Consider the following 3,224-nt stretch of genomic DNA (forward strand, 5'->3'; position numbering starts at 1 on the left):
CCTGCCAGGCCCGCAGCACCGGCCCGTGCTCGTCGAGAAACGCCTCGTGGAGCTTGGCGAGGGCCGACAGGTCCCACCAGCGGGCCACCGCGTCGGCCGTCGCCGCGAAGCCCAGGCCTCGAGCTCGGTCGGAAACACCTGGTCGACGCTGGCCTGACCGGTGTCGTCGATGCTGAAGATCGCCCACACCCCGCTGCCGGTGTCACCGGTGGTCTCGCCCTCTGGCATCGGCGGACGTGGCTGCTCCGGCTGGAAGAACTGACCGAACAGCGACGTCAATGAACCGACGTCGGCACGATCGACGTGGCTCAGATAGTCACCAGCTTTTCCGAGCAGGTCGCGCAGTTCGGTTCCTGCCTCACGCAGCGCGCGTTCGAAATCTTGCGGATCGATGCCGAAAGGTTCATTGGTAGCCATCGCATCTGCTCCTGGGGACGAGTTGGGTGCTCCGTTCCTCAGTGTCCTCGCGAAACGTCGACTTCGCCACGACGACGGTTCCGAGCTCATGGCGTCGGTGTCTGGCGCGCCGTTTCGATAATCACCTCGTTATAGGCGATGACCACCCGCCCCTCCTGCGTTGGCACCTGTGTCGTTGCGCGTGCTCCGAGAATCTGGATGCGAGCTACGACATCAGGGGAGATATCGGACACGACGATGGTCAGGGTGTCGCGTGCGTCCGGGTGAGTCGCACAGTGCTGGATCCAGTCGGCGAACTCCGGCCCGAGCTCGTCACCTCGAACGATGTAGCCTTCGCCGCCGACACGGCCTGGGCGAAATCCCCCGATCGCTGTCGCCCACCCCATGATCTCGTCCAACGCGATCGTGTACCAGGCTGCGCCGACGCTCGTGAGGAATTGGGCCAGTTCGTCGTCGCAATCGTGCCTCGACATGTGTGATTCCCCTCGTCGCTGCCATGAACATTTCGGATGACAGTCAGTCGAACCTGATTCATTATGGGCGGGGAGATTCGAGGGGGAGTGCGGTGGGAACAGCAGTCGACTACGAGATCTATGTCCGGCCCGCGGAGGTCGAGCATGCACTGCAGATATTGGCCGATCGAGCCGCTCGACCGCTGCAGGTCGCAACGAAGGTGTTGTTGCCCGACCGACGGCAAGTGGACCTGCCCTATCGCGTTGGCGGAATCGTCGACCGGTCGTTCGTTGATTGCAGGAGGGGCAACGACCTCGATCTCTTGCTGGCGATGCGAGTCGACGTCGACGAGGAGATCGCCCACCGGTACAAGCTTTTCGAGTGGGTCATGTTCACTGAGATCGAGGGGAAGTTCTACCGCTACCGAGACGATCTGAGCGCCGATGAGATGGTGGACCTCTTCGAACTCACCGCCGAGGAAGAACTCGCGCGGGGCGCCCTCGTCACGACTGGGACAACGCAGGTAAACGTGCGACTGAAGGTCCAGTTCGCCAGTCGGCTCGTCCCCTCGTGCGCACGAATACGCGTCTTCTCATGGTCGACCTCGACGCACTTCCTGTTCAGTCGTTCCCCCGCGTTCCATCGGATTTTCGCCGAGCTCGCGCGCGCCACGGATGCGGTGGGCTGGATGTATGGCGTCGAGCCTGACGACGAGAAGATCGTGTACTGGCTCAACGGCGAACCGACCGGTCGAATGGCCGTGCCGGGCAAGAGATTCGCGAACCTCGGCGAACTGGCCGATGCAATGCGACCCTCAGCCATGGACGAGCCGGCGGATCGCTGATGCTGCGTACCCGGAGCGTTCGGTCGGGTCACCCAGCGCCAGAGAATCGGATTGGTGCGAAGTCTCCGTTTGCCGCCGACGATGCAGTTGCGGCCGTCGGAGCGGGGTGCGAAGTGGGCCGTCGGACCACCAGCTGTCGAGCGCACGCGACTGCTCAGCCGTGCTGTGAAACCGCACCGCTTTGACGCCGCCACATTTCATAGTTCCCGCATTCCGCCGTGATCTCAGCCGTCGCCTGAGCTGCGGTGAAGAAGTCGTCAGCCAGCGGTGAGGTGCGCGATGCCGCCATCGCGAGGTACACCTGGTCGGGCGCCAGATCCGGGACGGGCACGTAGCTGATGTCCGGACGTGAGTAGAACACGGTCTCCGAACGCCCCACGAACGAGATTCCGCGGCCCGCCGCGACGTGTTCGAGCTTCTCCTCCACGCCGCGCACCCGAAGCCCTGAGTCGGGGAGCGGGCGCGTGGTGGGCTGCGTGCTCGCGTCGGCATGCCAGATCAGCGGCTCACCGGCCAGGTCGGCCTCGGAGACCTCCTCCTTGCCTGCCAACCGATGATCGGCGGGCAGCACCACCATGAGCGGCTCGGTGTAGAGCTGAGTCAGGCGCAGACCGGTCTCGTTGATGGGCAGCCGCACATAGCCGACGTCGACGCGGCCGTCGAGCAGCATCGGGGCCTGGTCGTCCCATTCCATTCGCTGCACGTCCACGACCACGTCCGGATGCTGAGCCTCGAACGCCCGCGCCGCTGGGATGACCGGAATGCCGGCCCGAAAGCCGACCACCAGCCGATGGCTGCCGCGGGCGGCGACGGCCACCCGGCGCCGGACCGCGTGCGCGGAGGCGAGCAGCGGACCGGCGTCGGCCAGCAGTTGTCGGCCCGCGTCGGTCAGCGCTACGCCGTGGCGATCTCTGGTGAACAGTTCTGCGCCGAGATCGTGTTCCAGCGCACGGATCTGCCGACTGAGCGCCGGCTGCGCGATGTGCAGCTCATCGGCGGCGCGGCCGAAGTGCAGCCTGTCGGCGACGGCGGCAAAGTAGCGCAACTTGCGCAGATCCAGATCCATGGCGCCTCCTGGTCCGGTGATGCCTCCAAGGTATCACCACGGCTGAAATGGGTCTTGGACGCCAACTCGACTCAGTGGCATCGTTCATGGGGCGCAAGCGAATTCGGAATCGAACCAGAATTCGGACGTCAGTGATCGGTCCCCTCCATCGCGTCATTCGACGGCATTGACGAGCGCAACAAAAAACCGAACTGTTTCGGATACCGATCAATTCAAGGGAGTTATCGTGGGAAAGCTCGATGGCAAGGTAGCGGTAATCACCGGCGGATCCACCGGCATGGCGCTGGCCGGCGCCAAACTGTTCGTCGAGGAAGGAGCGCACGTCTTCATCCAGGCCCGGCGGCAGGAAGCACTGGACGCCGCCGTCGAGCTGATCGGACGCAGCGTCACCGCCGTCCAGGGTGATGCGTCCGATCTGGACGACCTGGACCGCCTGTACGACAC

The 3,224-nt window shown here is 64.5% G+C and carries 5 protein-coding genes; 2 read left to right on the forward strand and 3 right to left on the reverse strand.

The window, feature by feature from the left end:
• Together ACFWF3_RS29695 and ACFWF3_RS29700 are read right to left on the reverse strand one after the other, a co-directional pair.
• A partial coding sequence (locus ACFWF3_RS29695; RefSeq protein WP_379316924.1) for a hypothetical protein occupies positions 1-417 on the reverse strand: 417 nt, incomplete at its 3' end.
• Positions 418-503: 86 nt separating this feature from the next.
• Positions 504-890: a hypothetical protein gene (locus ACFWF3_RS29700; protein WP_379316926.1), complete on the reverse strand. Its 387-nt coding sequence runs from the start codon at positions 888-890 to the stop codon at positions 504-506.
• A gap of 92 nt (positions 891-982) precedes the next feature.
• Between ACFWF3_RS29700 and ACFWF3_RS29705 the strand changes: the two genes are divergently transcribed.
• Complete coding sequence (locus ACFWF3_RS29705) at positions 983-1,714, forward strand: hypothetical protein (RefSeq protein ID WP_379316928.1); 732 nt, start codon at positions 983-985, stop codon at positions 1,712-1,714.
• 154 nt (positions 1,715-1,868) lie between these two features.
• Here ACFWF3_RS29705 and ACFWF3_RS29710 read toward each other — a convergent pair whose 3' ends face one another.
• Entirely contained in the window at positions 1,869-2,780 is a 912-nt protein-coding gene (locus ACFWF3_RS29710; RefSeq protein ID WP_379316930.1) for a LysR family transcriptional regulator, read from the reverse strand.
• A 226-nt stretch (positions 2,781-3,006) separates the two neighbouring features.
• Between ACFWF3_RS29710 and ACFWF3_RS29715 the strand changes: the two genes are divergently transcribed.
• A partial coding sequence (locus ACFWF3_RS29715) for an SDR family NAD(P)-dependent oxidoreductase (protein ID WP_379316932.1) occupies positions 3,007-3,224 on the forward strand: 218 nt, incomplete at its 3' end.

It is taken from the genome of Nocardia sp. NPDC060220, assembly GCF_042727815.1.
GTDB lineage: Bacteria > Actinomycetota > Actinomycetes > Mycobacteriales > Mycobacteriaceae > Nocardia.

Coding starts and splice junctions, on each gene's coding strand:
- ACFWF3_RS29700 (WP_379316926.1), bottom strand. CDS start 890: ATGTCGAGGCACGATTGCGACGACGAACTGGCCCAATTCCTCACGAGC.
- ACFWF3_RS29710 (WP_379316930.1), bottom strand. CDS start 2,780: ATGGATCTGGATCTGCGCAAGTTGCGCTACTTTGCCGCCGTCGCCGAC.